The 18,697-nt window shown below is 48.3% G+C and carries 11 protein-coding genes; all 11 read right to left on the reverse strand.

The features are described from left to right. Positions 1-160: 160 nt before the first annotated feature. Entirely contained in the window at positions 161-2,167 is a 2,007-nt protein-coding gene (treP, locus tag IEW26_RS10650) for a PTS system trehalose-specific EIIBC component (protein ID WP_188592352.1), read from the reverse strand. Between the two features lie 54 nt (positions 2,168-2,221). After that, on the reverse strand, positions 2,222-3,937 hold the full coding sequence (gene treC / locus IEW26_RS10655; RefSeq protein ID WP_188592353.1) for an alpha,alpha-phosphotrehalase: 1,716 nt from the start codon (positions 3,935-3,937) through the stop codon (positions 2,222-2,224). A 268-nt stretch (positions 3,938-4,205) separates the two neighbouring features. Next, positions 4,206-5,561, reverse strand: coding sequence for a C4-dicarboxylate transporter DctA (dctA, locus tag IEW26_RS10660; protein WP_188592354.1), 1,356 nt, complete (start codon positions 5,559-5,561; stop codon positions 4,206-4,208). A gap of 240 nt (positions 5,562-5,801) precedes the next feature. Continuing rightward, positions 5,802-6,494, reverse strand: coding sequence for a metal-dependent hydrolase (locus tag IEW26_RS10665; RefSeq protein ID WP_145402584.1), 693 nt, complete (start codon positions 6,492-6,494; stop codon positions 5,802-5,804). 369 nt (positions 6,495-6,863) lie between these two features. Beyond that, positions 6,864-8,567, reverse strand: a complete 1,704-nt coding sequence (locus tag IEW26_RS10670; protein WP_188592355.1) for a glycoside hydrolase family 13 protein — start codon at positions 8,565-8,567, stop codon at positions 6,864-6,866. Positions 8,568-8,719: 152 nt separating this feature from the next. Beyond that, positions 8,720-9,601, reverse strand: a complete 882-nt coding sequence (locus IEW26_RS10675) for an AraC family transcriptional regulator (protein WP_188592356.1) — start codon at positions 9,599-9,601, stop codon at positions 8,720-8,722. A 305-nt stretch (positions 9,602-9,906) separates the two neighbouring features. Beyond that, entirely contained in the window at positions 9,907-12,339 is a 2,433-nt protein-coding gene (locus IEW26_RS10680) for a glycogen/starch/alpha-glucan phosphorylase (protein WP_188592357.1), read from the reverse strand. 265 nt (positions 12,340-12,604) lie between these two features. Then, on the reverse strand, positions 12,605-13,708 hold the full coding sequence (glgD, locus tag IEW26_RS10685; protein WP_188592358.1) for a glucose-1-phosphate adenylyltransferase subunit GlgD: 1,104 nt from the start codon (positions 13,706-13,708) through the stop codon (positions 12,605-12,607). A gap of 127 nt (positions 13,709-13,835) precedes the next feature. After that, complete coding sequence (locus IEW26_RS10690; protein ID WP_308423459.1) at positions 13,836-14,999, reverse strand: glucose-1-phosphate adenylyltransferase; 1,164 nt, start codon at positions 14,997-14,999, stop codon at positions 13,836-13,838. Between the two features lie 597 nt (positions 15,000-15,596). Further along, entirely contained in the window at positions 15,597-16,937 is a 1,341-nt protein-coding gene (locus IEW26_RS10695) for a glycoside hydrolase family 32 protein (protein ID WP_188592360.1), read from the reverse strand. A gap of 186 nt (positions 16,938-17,123) precedes the next feature. Then, entirely contained in the window at positions 17,124-18,275 is a 1,152-nt protein-coding gene (locus IEW26_RS10700) for an iron-containing alcohol dehydrogenase (RefSeq protein ID WP_188592361.1), read from the reverse strand. Positions 18,276-18,697 lie beyond the last annotated feature (422 nt).

The raw sequence follows: 18,697 nt of genomic DNA on the forward strand, positions 1-18,697 counted from the left end.
TTTCCTCCTTATCGATCGACTAGGAACACTATTTAAAATTGAATTTATTTGAATATATAACTATTTTATCATGATATCTTCGGAAAATAACACTCAAACAACAAAAGGAACTGCGAATGATCACAGCTCCTTTTCCTTTTCGATAAAAGCTAGATAATGCTTACCCTTTCAAATGCACCTTCAATACATCACTCTGGCCGGAAGTGACATCCCCTGTCAAAGTCTCAACCCGTTCCACCATATCCTGACCGTCTGGAATAATTACAGGTGTGATGAGTGGATATCCCGCATCTTCAATAACTTTACGATCAAATTCAAGCAGCTTCTGCCCTGCTCTCACGCGATCGCCCGTCTCCACATGCATAACAAATCCTTCCCCTTTCAGAGATACGGTATTAATGCCGACATGAATCAAAATCTGCAGACCGCTGGCATGCTCCAGAATGACTGCATGCTTGCTTTTGATGACATGCGCGACCTGTGCATCAAAGGGTGCAACCACCTGATTACCCGAAGGTTCAATCGCTATTCCCTCACCCATCTGTTTCTCGGCAAATGCCGGATCAGGGACATCTGCAAGCGGTACGGCTCTACCTGTCAAAGGCGCGATGATTTCAAGCGTGTTTACGGGTTCATGCCCTGCTCGCCCAGTTGTACGATTGCGCTCAGCCGTCTCTGTTCCAGCTGCTGTCTCTGCGGACACAGCGTTATTTCCTTGTACTTCGGCAGTTTCTCCGTTCGCAGCAAGCCGGTCTTCTTTTCTCAGCCTCGCCCGTCCAAAAACAACTGTCAGCAGGAATGGCACGACCAGAACAATCGCCATACCGATGAAGAAGACACCCCATTTATCCGGGAAAATGGACAGGAAACCAGGCACACCCCCTACGCCGATCGATGTGGCCTGAACATTATTCATCGTAAGCAGTACCCCGCCGATTGCCGAACCGACCATACCAAAGATAAACGGATAGCGATAACGAATATTCACACCAAAGATCGCTGGCTCCGTCACCCCCAGGAAAGCGGATACGGAAGAGGTTGCCGCAAGCCCTCTCATTTTTTTCTCACGCAGCACCAGCATCATCGCAAGCGCTGCGGAGCCTTGTGCGATATTGGATAAAGCCAGCATCGGCCACAGGAATGTACCGCCCTGGCTGCCAATCAACTGCACATCGACGGCAAGGAACGTATGGTGCATCCCTGTAATAACAAGCAGTGCATACAGACCACCATAGATCAGACCACCGAGCGCAGCATATGAATCATAGATGTAGATCAGGCCAGATGTGATCGCGTTTGCAATGGCAAACGTAACCGGGCCGATAATCGTAAAGGCCAAAAATCCGGTAACCAGCAAAGTCACGGGTGCGACAACCAGCAGTTTGATCGAATCATGCACCCTTTTGTTGAGGAAAATCTCCATCTTGGCAAGCAGGTACGCCGATACCAGCACAGGCAGCACCTGACCCTGATACCCGATCTTCTCAATCTCCCAGCCAAACAGATTCCAGGTCGGAACCGTACCTTCGTTCACCGCATTAGCGTAGCCATAAGCACTCAGCAGATCGGGATGAACCAGGATGAGACCCAGCACGATGCCAAGCAGCGGACTGCCGCCGAACCTTGTCACGGCTGACCAGCCGATCAGAGCTGGCAGGAACGTAAAGGCTGTGCTTGCAATCGTGTTGATCATGGAGGCAAAGTCTTTCCAGGCCGGATACACATCCACCAAAGATTTGCCATCAAAGAATATGCCCGGGCCTGTCAAAATGTTGTTTATTCCAAGCAGCAGACCCGCGGTGATAATGGCCGGCAGGATCGGAATGAAAATGTCCGAAAGCGTTTTGATCGCACGCTGCAGCGGATTTTGCTTTTTGCCAGCAGCCGCCTTCACTTCATCCTTGGAGGAACGCTCCCCGCCCGTAATCTGAATCATCTCATCATACACTTTATCCACGAGTCCTGGGCCGATAACAACCTGAAATTGACCTTGTGAAGAGAACTGCCCTTTGACCAGCTCATTCTGATCAAGCAGTTCTGTGTCTACCTTATCCTCGTCGTACAAAGCAAACCGAAGTCGTGTTACACAATGGGTTGCCGCCTCAATGTTTTCTTTGCCACCAACGGCACGCACGATCTCTTCGACCTGTTTTTTATCAATTGCCATAGTGTCACTTCCTATTTTATAAAATGGAATGTATTGCTGCTGACGCTGCTCATGCTACTGCTGTACCAGCCACATATAAGAAGCATACGGGCTGAGCGTAATGTCCTGAGTTAGGTGAGGCTTTGCCTCGGTATTTCCGACAAGCAGTTCAGGACGTTTACCCGCAATATGATCAGTCCAGACGGTATCAGGCAAGTGGAAAACGGTATCCTGTTTACGAAAATTCGAGACAACGATTAACGTTTCTTTTCCGTTTGTACGGGCGTAAGCAAATACCTCCGGGTGAGCATCATCCAGACGTTCGTACAGTCCATCCGTCAGAACATTCACCTCTTTGCGCAGCGCAATCAGCTTCCGGTAGTGATGATAAACGGAATTCGGGTCGGCCATCTGATCCTTCACGTTAATGAATGGATATCTCTCATCCACCTTGAGCCATGGTGTGCCTGTGGTGAAACCGGCATTAGTGCTATTATCCCACTGCATTGGCGTCCGCGAATTATCCCGGGATCGCTCCTTCACGATCTGAAAAGCTTCTTCGGCTGATTTACCCCGCTCTTCCTGAAGCAAACGAATCATATTCGTGGATTCAATATCGCGGAACTCGCTGGTATCCTTCCAGACCGGGTTGGGCATACCAATCTCTTCACCCTGGTAGACATATGGCGTACCTTGCAGACCATGCAGCGTTGTCGCCAGCATTTTGGCGCTCTCTGCACGATATTCCCCATCATCTGCGAATCGGGACAACGCACGTGGTTGATCATGATTGTTTAAAAATAAAGCGTTCCAGCCACCACCCGCCTGCATGCCTGTCTGCCATTCACTGAACAGCTGCTTCATCGCCTCGAAATCGTAAGGCATCAGCTCCCATTTCTGCCCGTTCGGATAATCCACCTTGAGATGATGGAAGTTAAAGGTCATCGAAAATTCTCTCGAGTCCGGGTTGGAATAACGTATACAGTGCTCCAGCGTCGTTGAAGACATCTCCCCCACGGTCACCATGTTATAAGGCCCAAACACATCCTCATACATTTCCGTAATATACTCATGCACACGTGGTCCATCCGTGTAGAACCTGCGACCATCCCCTGGCGGCACGCTTCCATCGTCATCAGGGAAACGCTGATCCTTGGAGATCAGGTTGATGACATCCATTCGGAAGCCATCTACTCCTTTTTCCACCCAGAATTTGATCATATCGCGCACAGCCCGGCGAACTTCTTCATTTTCCCAGTTGAGGTCCGCCTGCGTTTGATCGAACAAGGTCAGAAAATACTGTCCGGTCTGCTCATCATACTGCCAGGCCGGCCCGCCGAATTTGGATTGCCAGTTGTTCGGTACACCGCCGTCCGGCGCTGGGTCTCTCCAAATGTAATAATCCCGATAAGCATTGTCCCTGGATGACCGCGACTGCTTGAACCATTCATGGTCTGTGGAGGAATGATTCACCACGATATCAATCATCAGCTTCATATCACGTGCCTTTAATGCTGCGAGCAATTCATCGAAATCCTCCATCGTGCCATAGTCCGGATTAATTCGATAGTAGTCCGCAACGTCATATCCGTTATCCCGCTGCGGAGATACATAGACTGGCTGAAGCCAGACAATGTCAATCCCCAGATGCTGCAAATAATCCAGCTTCTCAGTCAAACCGCGAATGTCGCCAGTCCCTGATCCTGTTGTATCGTTGAAGCTCTTCGGATACACCTGATACACCGTAGACCGCTTCCACCACGATGATGGCTCTGTATTCTTCGAACTCATGTTAACGCCTCCAATATGTTGTATTGCTCTAACCAGCTTACTCGGCTATTTTCATCATCTATATTACATAACTAAACATGTATATACAAGTTGAACCGTAAATATGATTGTTCTTCTTCTCTTCTACTCATTCCCCATTAATGTTTTGGCTGTAACATTTTTTCGGTAATTCGTTTCGCAAACTCCATGATATGTGTATTACATCGCAAAAAAAACCGCCTGTTTCCCCGGATTAATTCCGGTTATTCAGACGGTAGAACAATAACACTTACAGCACCTCGGGTGCCGCCAGAGATTGGCTCTGCTTCTCTCGAAGATTCAGTTTTAAAGCGGATCGTTCAGCCTTTTCTTCTGCTTCCAGTTCAGCGGCGCTAATCTCGCCGGAGAGCACAGCACGCATCCGTTTCTGATCCAGCAGTCCTTCCCATCTGGCAACTACAAAGGTCGCTACACAGTTGCCCATCAGGTTCGTGAAAACACGCATCGTATCCATAAAGCGGTCTGCTCCAAGCAGCAGAGCTACTGCTGCAACCGGGAAAGCATTCACTGCCGCCGCAGTAGCGGACAGAGCAAGAAACGCTGAACCGGGAACACCCGCCATGCCTTTCGAGCTTAGCATCAGCACCAGCAAAATGGTGATCTCCTGCCCCAAGGTCAGATCAATACCGACAGCCTGCGCTACAAATACCGTCGCTAGCGATAGATAGATGGAAGCCCCATCCAGATTAAATGAGTATCCCGTAGGCACCACCAGTCCAACCACTGCACGGTCACACCCCGCCTTCGTCAGCTTATCCATCATACGCGGCATCACCACTTCCGAAGAGCCTGTTCCAATCGCAAGCATCACTTCCGAACGGGTGTATCGGACAAACTGCATAAAGTTCAGCCCCGTAATCCACCAGGCAGCCAGCGCTAACAGCAACAGGAACAACAGAGCAGCACCATAACAAGCCAATATTAACAGTCCAAAGGATGAAAGGGTTGAGGCCCCATATGCACCCACGGTGTAGGCCATTGCACCAAAAGCGCCTACCGGGGCCAGCTTCATAATGTAACCGATCATCCGAAACACGATACCAAGCAGCTGCTCCACCAGATTCAGTACATTCTCCTTGGCCTTACTCTCTGTGGCTGCCAAGGCAACCCCGAACATACAAGCAACAAGCAGCACTTGCAGCAGCGCATTCTGGGCAAAGGCATCCACGACACTTGTTGGAATAATGTTCATAATGAAATCAACCGTGTGCGGAAGCTCGGATCCCTTCGTTTTGGCTTCAATTCCGCTGGCGTCAATGGTGGCCGGATCTACATTCATTCCCGCCCCCGGACGAAGCAGGTTGGCTGTGCATAAACCAAGCACCAGCGCAACCGTTGTAGCAAGCTCGAACCACAGAATCGCTTTAAGCCCGATTCGGCCAACAGACTTCAGATCGCCCATTTTGGCGATACCTGTAACGATGACCATAAAAATTAACGGTGCAATCAGCATCTTGATTAATTTGATAAAGCCTGTACCCAAGGGTTGCAGAAGACTTCCCAGATCGGGCCACAGAATACCTACTCCAATACCTATGATTACTGCTGCAATGATCTGAAAAAATAAAGATTTCATAAAAGTCATAAGCGCTCCCCCGTTTGCAATCGTTTCGGATCTCCGGTTGGTTTCCGTGTAACTTTTTATATCATTACCGTCTTCCAAGCTACAATGTCATTTCGTTCATTTTGTGATGATGACCAAGAATCACCCTCAAAATTGAGTGCTCAGCACAAAAAAAGCGAATGACGCATCATCTTTCTTGACGCATCATTCGCCTTTTATAATTTTTATAATGATGGAACTGGCCTCAAATCTGCTTCCTTCTTACAGGGAAATGGAGTCCCCCGGTGCCATCACACGTCCCTCCAGCCCTCTGGCAGCGAGCTGCTGCACAAATTGCTCTGCGTCCTGACGAATGGCAGGGAAGGTGTCATAGTGAACAGGAATGGTCAGCTTGGCATTAAACCATTCTGCCGCCTGCAGTGCATCCTCGGGCCCCATCGTATAATGTCCGCCAATCGGCAGGAAAGCCACATCAATGTTGTGACGGTCCCCGATCATTTTCATATCGCCGAAGAGACTTGTATCTCCGGCATGAAGCACCGTTTTGCCACCAATATCGATAATAAATCCGGCGGGAAGCCCCGCATACATGATCCGCTGCTCCTCTTCCAGCACAATGCCGGATGTATGGAAGGCCTGAATCATTTTTGCTTTGGCAAAGTCAAGATCGACTGTGCCGCCCATATTCATGCCAATGGTATCCAGTCCTTTCCACGACATATATGTAGCCAGTTCTACAATCGCCACGACCTTGGCCTCATTGGCTTTGGCAATCGGTTCAGCATCCAGAATGTGATCCATATGTGCATGGGTTAACAGCACCACATCTGTCTTGATATCTTCCGGTTTAACCACCGCAAGCTCATTACCACGCAGGAAAGGATCAATAATGAGCGACTTTTCTTCTGTGCCCAGCTGCACACTGGAGTGTCCGTGATACGTAATGTTCAACAATTCAGGTTCCTCCTGACATCTATATAAGTTGAATTAACGTTGTTCACATTTTCTACTTCGATGACAGAATAACCTTCCAATCGCTGTTATCCCCAGATTTTTTGGATTCCCTTTTCTAAAGGGAAAAATCCGGTGATAAAGGTGATCGCTCCGCTTTTCCAGGTTTTTTCTGTCCTCTCCGTATCTGTGTGAACAAAAATTTCAACTTATATTCGAATATATTTTTAAATTAATTATAATTCACAACACTTCGCATACGCAAAACTGTCCTACTGGTATGAGCTGTGTGTCAGCTAATTCATCATGCGCCCAGTGCAAGAGAAGCAGAGCAACAGATCATCGGAATGGGCTGCACCCTGACCCGTTTGATTAATCCCCGCTCGCTCTTCCCTTGCGATACACCCTTGCTTCATATGGCTGCAGCAACATAGCTCCTTCGTCGGTTGAATAACGCCTGCTGACGTTACACATCATGCATTTGGCCTCTTCTGCATTCCAGCCCTCCGGCCAAGCCATTTCGGGCTCGTTAGGACTAAAGTTCATCACAATCAGCCACACTTCCTCTTCCAGAGTACGCGTATACGCATAAATCTCCGGGTGGTCCGGCAACAGCAGCTCGTAAGCTCCATAGATCAGAACCTGATGCTGTTTGCGAAGCGCAATCAATTTGCGGTAATACTGCAAAATGGAATGCGGATCACTTTCCGCTTCCGCGACATTAATCCCGGCATAATTGCCGTTTACTTCAATCCACGGATCGCCTGTCGTAAAACCTGCGTGTTTCGAGTCATCCCACTGCATGGGTGTACGGGCATTGTCCCGGCTTTTCAGCCAGATGGCCTCCATGACTTCATGTTTGGATTTCCCTTGCCCTATATAGTGATTGTAATAATTTTTCGTTTCGATATCCCGGTACTGCTCGATATCCGGGAAAGCCACATTGGTCATGCCAATCTCTTCCCCCTGATAGATGTATGGCGTGCCTTCCAGGGTTAACATCCACGTTGCCAGCATCTGAGCCGAGCGTACTCTGTATTTTCCATCATCTCCAAAACGCGACACCGGGCGCGGCTGATCATGATTGCCCATATAATTGGCATTCCAGCCCCGGCCATGCAGCACTGTCTGCCAGCGACTCATAATTTCTTTTAACTCGGTCAGCTTCCATGGCTTGTAATTCCATTTGCCAATGCCGGAAGAGCGGGCATCAATGAACATATGCTCGAACTGAAACACCATGTTTAATTCATCCCGATCTGTACCCACATAAGCCAAAGCCTGCTCAGGTCCAAGCCCCGAGGTTTCCCCTACGGTCATCGGTCCATACGGCTTGAGAATCATGTTGTTCAGCTTGCGCAGGATGGCGTGTACTTGCTCCAGATTGGAAAAAAGCTCATACGCCTGCACCACAGGCAGATTGTTCGGGTTGTGGGCACTTGGCAAACCATCTGCCTTGGCGATATGAGCCACTGCATCGAAGCGGAAGCCGTCCACCCCTTTTTCCAGCCACCAATGCACCATCTCATACATCTCTTCCGCCATCTCCGGGTTGTTCCAGTTCAGATCGGGCTGATGCTCCGAGTACAGATGCAGATAATATTCATTGGTTTCCGGGTCATGCTTCCACACCGAGCCTCCAAAATAAGACTCCCAGTTGTTTGGCACCTGCCCGTTTTTACCTGAACGCCAGATGTAATAATCACGCCTCGCGTTTGTTCTCGAGGAACGAGATTCGGCAAACCAGGCATGTTCATCCGACGTGTGATTACGCACAAGATCCATCATAATTTTGAGCCCACGCCGATGTGCCTCGGCAAGCAGACGGTCGAAATCTTCCATCGTACCGTATTTTCGTAAAATAGCATAATAATCACGAATATCGTAACCGTTATCATGACCTGGTGAATCATATATCGGACACAGCCAGATTACATCCACGCCGAGCTTCTCCAGATAATCCAGCTTCTCATAGACTCCCTGCAAATCGCCATAACCATCACCGTCAGCATCCTTGAAGCTGCTCGGGTAAATTTGATATACGACACTTTCCTTCCACCAAACGATAATGCCCACCTCGCTTTCGTCTCTTGTGAAGTAATTCACCCGTTACTATGTTTTATCCGAAAAGAAACCCTTGTAAACACCCGAACCCGGTTCATACGCAAAAAAGATCCGAAACCTCATCGCATCAAGCGATCCGCTTCGAATCTTAACTCCCGGAACATCTATTTTAACGGAATATATATATTCATATCCAGCCGCTCCGGTGTTGATTTCCACACATCCGTCACTTCAAAATCCGGCCCTTCGCGGCGCTCGTATTTGGATGCAGGCAGCCAGCTGCCATAGATCATTCTGCGCACGTTCTGCTCGGCGCCTTCGGTTATAAACTCGGCATACAATCCGCCCGGAATCTCCAGGCTGGTGTATCCGGGCTCAAGAGCGAAAGATTCCAGAGATTCATTCCTTCCACCGCTCTCCTCCCCTACAATAAACGAAAATGCGCCATTCTCCTGAAAATGAGTTGCAACCCCGTACGCCATATCCGGGCGAAGCCGATCAGGAATGCTCATGAACCTTTGCTCACGACCAAACTCATGATAGAATCCCGGAATTTCCCCGTAATACTGCTCACCGTTCAGATGTGTCTGATATTCGTAACCTGTGATGCGGATCGGCTCCAATGTAACTAGACGCGGCGGGTTCATATGGAACGCAGTGCCGAGCTGTGAGCGGAATTCGTTAAAATCGATGCTGCACTGCATCTGTGCCTCGGCAGCAAGTTCTTCCGTTTTCCGAAAACGGGCTGGTGTCGTTCCAAAGTGAGCATCAAAGGCCCGGGTAAAAGCTTCCTGAGACTGGTACCCATGATTCAAAGCAATCTCCAGCACCCCCATCGCCGTATGCCGCAGCGCAGAAGCCGCCTCTGTTAACCTGCGTTTGCGCACATATTCCAGCACAGTAAAACCGGTTATCGCCTGAAACAATCGTTGAAAATGAAACGCCGAAAAACTCGCTGCTGCTGCTGCCTCCTTCATATTAAAAGGTTCATGCAGATGTGCTTCCAGATGTTCAATGGCTAGCTGAATACGTGAGTAATGATCCATAACATTTACATCTCCTGTTCCTAAATAGAATATGTACTTATGTAATTACTGGTCTGTTCCTTCAATTAGTATGACTGGAATACCCGAGCTTTTTTTGATGCTGAATGCGAACTTGCTCACTGTATGGGGACGATCCTTGCTTTGTTCAAATGGTGACCACAGCAAGTCGTGGAGAACTGGTCACATTACCTAAGCGTATAGCAAAAAATCTCTTGTCCGCAGCTGCTTCCTGCGGCAGTCTTGGCTAACCACAGGATGCAGACATTGAACAAGAGAGAACAGATTTCCTTTTGAAACTTTTACAGCTAACCTCTCCAATACCCCGACACTGGCTGAATGCCCCATATGTCTGTAGCATACTCGCTAATCGTGCGGTCGCTAGAGAAAATGCCTGAATGTGCTGTATTTAACACGGCCTTGCGGGTCCAGCCCGGAACATCCCGGTAGGCCAGATCAATGGCCGCATGTGCATCCGCATAGGCCGCGAAATCACGCAGTACAAAATATTCATCTCCATGGGCAAGCAGCGAATCATAAATATCCCAGAACTCCCCATCCCGATAACAGAATGCGCCCGGGTGCACCAGCTGCTCCACGACCTCACGGATGCGCTCATCCTGCTCGACAATCTCGCTTGGCCGATAGCTGCCCGTGCGATAATACTCCAGCACTTCATCCGCGCGCAGACCATAGATGAACATATTTTCTTCGCCCACCTGCTCTGCCATCTCTACATTCGCGCCGTCCATCGTGCCGATCGTTAACGCACCGTTCATCATGAACTTCATGTTGCCTGTACCCGACGCTTCCTTGCCCGCCGTCGAGATCTGTTCACTCACATCAGCCGCCGGAATAATCTTCTCGGCCAGTGAAACGGAATAATTTTCGAGGAAAAAGACCTTTAATCGATCATTCACCGCTGCATCGCGGTTCACCGTGTCCGCCACTGTATTAATGAGCTTGATAATTTTTTTGGCAAAATAATAACTCGGCGCTGCCTTGGCTCCAAAGATAAAGGTTCGCGGCACCATATCAAACGAAGCATCTCGCTTCAGCTTGTTATACAGATGCATCACATGCAAAATGTTCAGCAGCTGCCTTTTGTAACCATGCAGCCTTTTCACCTGTACGTCAAACACCGAATCCGGGTCAACCGCCGTTCCGGTATGATCGAGAATGTATGCCGCCAGGCGATTTTTATTGTCGCGTTTGATCGCACGGAACTGCTCCTGGAAGGAGGCCTGATTCGCATAACCTGCCAGCTGCTCCAGTCTGCCCGGCTCGGTAACCCATTCATTGCCGATCGTTTCTGTAATGAGACTCGCCAGCTTTGGATTGGCATGCATTAACCAGCGGCGGTGTGTAATGCCATTGGTTTTGTTGTTAAAGCGCTCCGGGTACAGGGCGTAAAAAGGCGCCATCTCACGCTCCTTCAAAATCTCCGTGTGCAGCGCGGCTACACCGTTCACGCTATGACTCCCCACGATGGCGAGGTGAGCCATGCGAACCTGATCATTCGCAATAATTGCCATATGCTCAACCCGATCCGAATCCCCCGGATAACGATCCAGCAGCATACCACAGAAGCGTTTATTGATCTCTTCGATAATCATATAGATCCGTGGAAGCAGCTTGCTGATCATGGACACAGGCCATTTTTCCAGCGCCTCACTAAGCGTTGTGTGATTTGTATAGGACACGGTTCGTGTGGTAATATGCCACGCCTCATCCCAGCCACAACCCTTCTCGTCCATCAGAATCCGCATCAGTTCAGGAATGACCAGTGTCGGATGGGTGTCATTGATATGAAACGCCGCTTTGTCTGGCAGACGGTCGTAAGGCAGCCCCAGCTTGTTAAATGTACGAATTGCACTCTGAACACCAGCCGAGCACATAAAATATTGCTGCTTCAAACGCAGCAGCTTGCCTTCATACTGGGAATCATCCGGGTACAAAAATTCGGAGATAGATTCTACCGAACGACTGTAATCAAGATAACCATAATAATTCGACGGTGTATCCATCGAGGTTTCACGCTTCGGTTCAGCGCTCCAGAGGCGTAATGTGTTGACATGAGGATGACCATAACCGATGACAGGCACATCGTAAGGCACAGCAATGACCGATTCGGCATCCTTCGTTACAAAATGGTACCGTCCATCCTGTTCATACGTCTCGACCCGGCCCCAGAACTGCACTTCTACCTTCTTGTCTGCACGCCGGACTTCCCACTCATTGCCCTTTTCCAGCCAGTTATCCGGCAGTTCTACCTGATTGCCATTAATAATTTTCTGCTCAAACAACCCGTATTTGTACCGGATACCGCATCCATGTCCCGCATAACCAAGCGAGGCCAGGGAATCAAGAAAACAGGCTGCGAGTCGTCCAAGACCACCATTACCCAGACCTGCATCCGACTCCTGCTCTTCAATACATTCCAGTGAGAAGCCCAGCTCAGCCAGACTGTCACGGACCAGCTCCAGCTCATTCACGTTCAACAGATTGTTGCCGAGCAGTCGTCCAATCAGAAATTCCAGCGAGAAGTAATACACCTGTTTATCCTGACGTTTCTTGAATCCCTGATTCGAGACTGCCCAGTCCTGGCCTACATATTCACGAATCATGCTGCCGAGCACGTGGTACACGTCTTCCTTCGTAGCTTCTTCAATCGGTTTGCCCAGTTTGCTGACGAGATTCCGTTGAAAGATCGACTTGAACGTTTCCTTGTTGTCAAACAAAAGTAGGTTCCTCCCGGTGAAATCTTGCGAGTTTAGAGCGGTTCATGGCGTTAAGTACACTGGCGTTTCTGCAAAGTGACCGTTCCGGTTACGAATCGTTCTTTCGATCTTCGCTTCTCCAGAATCGATTTCGTCACCTGCACTACGCTTCACGTTGGCAGGAACTTGAAACTCAGAGTACCTTTATAACGCACGAACCTGAAAATTTACCCGCAGGATTTTATTTTTATATATAGTTATAGATGATATCGGATAAGGTTTTGTTTTAAATAATAGTGCTTTTTGCCAAAATATACGGCTTCGACGGGTCACCGATTAACGTCTGCCCGCCCGTCAGCTTCACATCTTTGTCCAGAATAACGTTTTCCAGCACAGTTCCCTCGCCGATGTAACATTTCTGCATAATGATCGAGCCCTTGATCCTCGCTCCCTTGGCCACGTGCACACCCCGGAACAGGATGCTGTCCTGAACCTCGCCGCCAACGATGCAGCCGTTGGCAAGCAAAGAGTGTTTCACATCAGCCGACTCCAGATATTTGGCAGGAGCTTCATATTTGATCTTGGTTTGCACCGGATCTTCCTTGAACAGCTGGTCGTACTGCCCTGTATTCAGCAGGTCCATACTGTTGCGATAGTAGCTGTCGATGGAATTAATAACGGCATGATATCCTTCGTAGGCATAAGCCGCAATCTTCAGACCGCTCGGATTTTTCTGAATCGCGTCACGGAAGAAATGTGTCTCACCATGCTCGATGCAGCGCTGCACCTGCTTGAGGAACAGCCCTTTTTCCATAATAAAAATCTCCGTATATATATTCGTATGGTCCGCACATTGGTGAATGTCCACCACATTGCCGTGTTCATCGTGATCGACTTTGATGCAGGCTTCATGCTCAGGCAGCAGTTGGTCTACTTTTTTGCAAACCAGTGTTACGTCCGCTCCCGAACGGATATGATGCTGGTAGACATCCTGAAGATCGGCTTTGGTCACATGCCGGCTGCCCGCGTGAACGACGTACTGCCCGGCACCTCTGTGGAAGAAATCCAGATTATTATGAAAATGCTGCAGGTCTCCCTGCGAGGTATCGGTCGGATCATTCCAATCCGGGGGAAGAATAAACATGCCGCCGTGCTTGCGGTCCAGGTCCCACGGCTTGCCATCTCCCAGATGGTCCATCAGCGAGCGATATTTACGGCGGACAAACACACCAATGCTCTCAATACCTGCATTCATCATGTTGGACAAGACAAAATCAATCAGACGGTAACGCCCCGCATAAGGGACCGCAGCTCCGCAGCGAAAATACGTTAATTCCTTCAATTCTTCAAGTTCATGGTCCAGGTTAATGACTCCGATCAATGATTTCATCGCGCGCACCGTCCTTTTTGAAACAAATTTTACGTTAACGTGCAAATAAATAGTTCAACTTATATAGAGATGTTCAGCTGTTTACATCAAGGCTTTATAAGGACTCATTTGTGAGCTCATCAACGGATCAGGGTGTAATGCCTTGGCGCAGCTGACGCTCCAGCTCCTCCTGATCCACCAGCAAAATATCGCTTTCGTCTCCGGGTGCAGGTGCAATACGGGTATCATCCGGTATCACTAAACCTTCCGAAATAATCGCTTTGTGGATCGATACGTTCCGGCCAATACGAACTCTCGGCATAACTACTGAATCAATAACGGCGCTATTCTCTCCCACCTCGGTGCCGTAGAACAGGACAGAATGCTTCACCTCTCCGTGCACGATGCTGCCCTCGCTGATAATGCAGTTACGCACCTTGGCGGCAGGTGATATATATTGAGCAGGCTGATTCGGGTTGCGGGTAAAAATACGCCAATTCGGATCATTCAGATTCAGCGGCGTCTCCTCATCCAGCAGGTCCATATTGGACTCCCACAGACTGCGAATCGTTCCAACGTCTTTCCAGTAGCCTTCAAACGGATAGGCGAATAAGGATTTGTCATTTTCAAGCAGCAAAGGAATGATGTCTTTACCAAAGTCATAGGAGGTGGACGGCTGCTGTTCATCCTGGATCAGGAAGCGTTTCAGCACATCCCATTTGAAGAGATAGATGCCCATGGAAGCAAGCGTGCTTCGAGGCTGAGACGGTTTTTCCTCGAATTCATAGATGCTGTAGTCTTCATTGGTATTCAAAATGCCAAAACGGCTTGCTTCCTCCAGCGGTACATCAATCACTGAAATGGTGCAGTCGGCACTTTTTTCCTTGTGATACTGAAGCATCTTGTCATAGTCCATCTTATAAATATGATCTCCAGATAGAATCAGCACATGTTCGGGATCAAATTGTTCAATGAAGTTCAGGTTGCGATAAATTGCATCAGCCGTGCCCCGGTACCAATTGCTTCCATCTTCCCGTTCATGGGGAGGAAGCACGAAGACCCCGCCATTTTTGCGGTCCAGGTCCCAGTCACTGCCAATCCCAATATAGGAATGCAGCACGAGCGGTTCATACTGCGTCAGAACCCCCACCGTGTCAATTCCCGAATTCGAGCAATTGCTTAGCGGAAAATCAATAATACGATACGTTCCTCCAAAATAAACCGCGGGTTTCGCGAGTGATTTCGTCAACCCTTTCAACCGTTTGCCCTGCCCTCCGGCCAGAAGCATTGCGACAACCTCTTTTTTTGCCATCATTACAGCCTCCTCCACATGCATTCATTCTGATTCATTTCAGAGCCCATAATCGTAATATTCAGTTGTGATAACACGGTTGTTATGATTAGGAGCGTGCTGTACAGATGTGTAACAAAACAAGACATCGCTCCTATGTAACGGGAAGTCTTTGTTTGAGATAACGAAGATGTTGATGTTGGTGATGTTGTGATATTAGTACTAATGCTGCTCCATTAATAGTGAAGATGACTGATGGCCTTTATACTGTGGATCATGGTAAAGGTGTTAATGTTGTTGAAGGTTGAACGTTCAGAAAGCGTCGGTAGCATACGACTTCACTTGCGTTGAAGTAGTTTCACAGAGAGGTATTAAAATACTCCTAATACCCATTAAACAGGAATGTAATCGAGGAAACGTGCTGTAACTGCGGTGTTAGAAAAAATTGTGCTGTCCAGGCTGGAGAACAAGCATTTTTCTACTCATTTCTGGCCCGGCCGCTGTTAATTTAATGTATTCGCTAAACATGAATTAAAATCCTTTTGGTAATATTCTGGTAAAAATATATCTACTGTCTTACCAGATTGCTGCACGTTAAAAAAGCCGGATTTCTCCGGCTCAAGCCTCGCCAATTTTACATTCCAATTCGCCCTCATAACGCACATACGCTTTCAGATCATATACCACATTGCTCAGCACATACTGCCCCTGATTCACAAAAATCTCGATCAAGTTGGGGTCCACAAAAATATCAAGTTGCCACTCTCCATGCCATTCAGGCGTTTGAAAGTGAAGATTATACTGCTCAAGACCCCGAAATACGTCCGAACGATCCGTACGTAATCTGCCATCCTCCAGCCATATACGATAACCGCCGATATCCAGAACGTGATGCTCATGGAGCGTAGTTTGCAGCTGGAAAGGCTGAGCGTAATCAAGCTGCTCCAAGGAGATATTGCTTTGGAAATATTGCTGCACCTCAGGATGCACACGGAAATAAATATGTTCCTGCTCCACCTCGATGACACGCGGTAGTGCCATCATGCCAATCCACGACTCTTTTCCCGGCTTCTCTACAGGTTCTGGCATTCGCATCCAGGCTACCATAACCCGGCGTCCTGCCTCATCCAGATTAGTCTGCGGGGCATACAGGTCCTGACCGTAATCCACCATATGCAGCTGGTCAGGAATTACGATATCACAGCTTTCCTCCTGAAAGGAAACCAGACTGCACATCGCATGACTATGATATAACAACCCCGGTTGAATACCCTCCGGCGACATCAGTAGCACATTTCGCTGTTCCCCACTTATCCGATCCGGCAGACTGAAAATATCCGGGCATTCCCACATGTACCCTAGGCCTGGCTTGGTGTAGCTGTTAACGATCGACCAGTTTATCAAATCATTGCTTGTATAAAACAGCAGCTTTCCCTGCTTATCCGCTGTCTTCGTGCCCATTACCAAGTAATACTGATCCCGGAACTTCCATACTTTCGGATCACGCGTGTGTGTGCGGTCCCCCAATGCGACATCCGATATTGGCGGAATAATCTGTTTCTTCGAAGCCAGATTGTCAAACGTATACCCATCCTCCGAGAGGATCAAAGCCTGACTAGACTCGAATTGATCATTTACGATAACATGAACGTTCTCTTCATTGAAGACCTCATACCTGACGGCTGTATAAAATAAAACCAGCTTCCCCTGCACCTCTAACGCTGTGCCCGAGAAGCAACCGTTCCGATCATACCCTTTGCTGGGAAACAAAGCGATCTTATGATGCGTCCAATGAACCATATCCGGGCTGGTCGCATGCCCCCAATGCATCGTACCCCAATGCAAACCATACGGAAAGTATTGATAGAACAGGTGATATTCACCGTGATAAAATATAAAGCCGTTCGGGTCATTCATCCAGTTGCCTGGTGCTTTTAGATGTAACAAATCCTGTTTCATAACAGCCTCCATCCCACAATGATTTCCTTCGAATCTCTATCATAATATGGAATGCAGCTTACGTTAACTTTTTTATCATACAGGCTTCACTTCACATTATGCTATCGTAAACCCGACAAAAAAGCCGCCAAGGCTGGCGACTTCAACGAATGCACGCACGATTCAAATAAATGAATAACAGCGTGATTAGATTATTTTGCGGAACAAGTCTATGACTTCATCCTTGGATGGCTGGTACGGATTGCCTGGTGCGCAGGCATCTTTCATCGCATTGCTCGCCAGCAACTCCACATCAGGGTTATGCACGCCGAGCTCAGACAATTTTTCAGGAATACCTACTTCCCTCGCCAGCTCGCGAATCGCTGTAATCACATAGTCGGCACATTCCTCATCCGTACGTTCCTTCACATCGAGTCCAATCGCCTTGGCAATATGACGGAATTTGTCCGGCACATGCTTGGCATTCAACTCTTCTACATAAGGCAGCAGCATCGCGTTGCATACGCCATGTGGCAGATCGTATACACCGCCTAATTGATGCGCCATAGCATGAACGTAACCCAAGCCCGCATTGTTAAAAGCAATACCTCCAAGGAAACACGCATAGGTCATATACTCCCTGGCTTCCAGATCCGTACCATCCTTCACCGCGCGTGGCAAATATTCAAAGATTAACTTCACCGCCGCCGCAGCTGTTGCACTAGTAACCGTAAAACCACCAGGGGTTACCATCGCTTCTACCGCATGGGTTAACGCATCCATCCCGGTTGCTGCGGTCAGACTGGCAGGTTTATTCAGCATAAGCTCGGGATCATTTACCGACAGATCAACAAGACAGTTCCTATCCACCATTACCATTTTCACTTTTCTCTCCTCATCTGTAATGACATAATTCATCGTGACCTCGCTTGAAGTGCCTGCTGTTGTGTTTATAGCTACAAGCGGTACAGATTTATATTTCGATTGATGCAATCCTTCATATTCACGGATGTGTCCACCATTCGCAGCAACGATACCTATCGCTTTAGCCGCATCCTGCGGTGAACCTCCGCCTATCGATATAATGGCGTCACAGCCATGTTTCTGGAAAATGTGTAATCCTTCATGCACCTGATGACATGTTGGATTGGGCTGTACCTCATCATATACGACGTAGTCTACCCCTGCGGTCCGCAGCATAGACAATACACGCTCCACTACACCGGATGTGACCAGTGTGTGATCCGTAACCACCAGCGCCTTGCGTATAGCCATCTGTTCAATCAATGGAGCTGCATCCTGCAAACAGCCTATTCCCATTAAATTCACGGGTGGGACATAATATGCATGTGTTGCCATCTGAATCAGCCTCCTGCAACCTGATTTACTATTTTTATTGTAACTGAATCCGTTTGCAGTCATAGTGAATTAAATCACAATCAACTGTTAAATGTTACATTCTTCCTATATACAGAAAAAAGCGCCCTGGACACCCAAGGGTCCAAACCGCCTGAACGAAGTACAAAGATCGAGGTAGAAAGTCTAGCGATCTCCAGAAGCCTTATTTCCACTCATTTACGCATAAAAAAAATCTAACGATTCCCAGCGACGCTATTTCGCCTATTTTGAGATAAAAACAGGACGAAACGGGCGAAAACCCGTAAATAACGTTACTACTGGACCTATGTCAAGAAAGTAGACACTACGCTGCGGATTTGTCCGTAAATTTCATTGCAAAACGAGCAGGAGAAAGATAACCTAGCGCCCCGTGCATTCGCTTG

The organism is Paenibacillus silvae, assembly GCF_014639235.1.
In the GTDB taxonomy this organism is placed as follows: Bacteria; Bacillota; Bacilli; order Paenibacillales; family Paenibacillaceae; genus Paenibacillus; species Paenibacillus silvae.

What these genes read in the sequence shown, in the direction of transcription:
- treP (WP_188592352.1), bottom strand. Translation starts at nt 2,167, where the DNA reads ATGGCAATTGATAAAAAACAGGTCGAAGAGATCGTGCGTGCCGTTGGT.
- treC (WP_188592353.1), bottom strand. Translation starts at nt 3,937, where the DNA reads ATGAGTTCGAAGAATACAGAGCCATCATCGTGGTGGAAGCGGTCTACG.
- dctA (WP_188592354.1), bottom strand. Translation starts at nt 5,561, where the DNA reads ATGACTTTTATGAAATCTTTATTTTTTCAGATCATTGCAGCAGTAATC.
- IEW26_RS10675 (WP_188592356.1), bottom strand. Translation starts at nt 9,601, where the DNA reads ATGGATCATTACTCACGTATTCAGCTAGCCATTGAACATCTGGAAGCA.
- glgD (WP_188592358.1), bottom strand. Translation starts at nt 13,708, where the DNA reads ATGAAATCATTGATCGGAGTCATTAACCTGGACCATGAACTTGAAGAA.
- IEW26_RS10690 (WP_308423459.1), bottom strand. Translation starts at nt 14,999, where the DNA reads ATGGCAAAAAAAGAGGTTGTCGCAATGCTTCTGGCCGGAGGGCAGGGC.
- IEW26_RS10695 (WP_188592360.1), bottom strand. Translation starts at nt 16,937, where the DNA reads ATGAAACAGGATTTGTTACATCTAAAAGCACCAGGCAACTGGATGAAT.
- IEW26_RS10700 (WP_188592361.1), bottom strand. Translation starts at nt 18,275, where the DNA reads ATGGCAACACATGCATATTATGTCCCACCCGTGAATTTAATGGGAATA.